This window comes from Bradyrhizobium sp. Kon58 (assembly GCF_055807455.1).
Map to the genome: position 1 here is coordinate 1 of NZ_JBVVOT010000157.1, position 439 is coordinate 439.

At 51.0% G+C, this 439-nt stretch carries 1 protein-coding gene; it reads right to left on the minus strand.

Translation table 11 applies throughout. The features are described from left to right. Positions 1–374: 374 nt before the first annotated feature. Positions 375–437 (minus strand): hypothetical protein, encoded by a 63-nt coding sequence (locus AC0L20_RS39925; protein WP_473295654.1) that lies wholly within the window; start codon positions 435–437, stop codon positions 375–377. Between the last annotated feature and the right edge of the window lie 2 nt (positions 438–439).

Below are 439 nucleotides of genomic sequence, written 5' to 3' on the forward strand. Positions count from 1 at the left end.
CTGCTGGGCTATTCAGCGAACGAATACATTGGCCGTCATATCACCGAGTTTCATGTGGATGAGCCGGTCATTGGCGATATCCTCCACAAACTCGGTAGCGGTGACTGCCTCACGAGTTACCCGGCGCGATTGATATAAGAACTGTGGAGATAAAATGTACTGAATGGTTAGTTTGGTCAAATGAAGTCGCTGGACTTGTTCGATTATCGAACCGTTAATCAGCGGGACCGCTTCTGATGAAGTGTTGCTCGGGTTGCAGTGTGAACACGATTGTCGGGCGCGGCCTGAGTTTACCTAGCCGTTGGCACGAGTGGTTACAACCCGGCGTTCGCCGGGTTGTTCGTCGTCACTAATCTTTTGATGCCTGACAGATTTTATCGGCGGGTCAGCAACACACCCGATTCCATATGGTGGGTCCACGGAAACTGGTCAAACATTG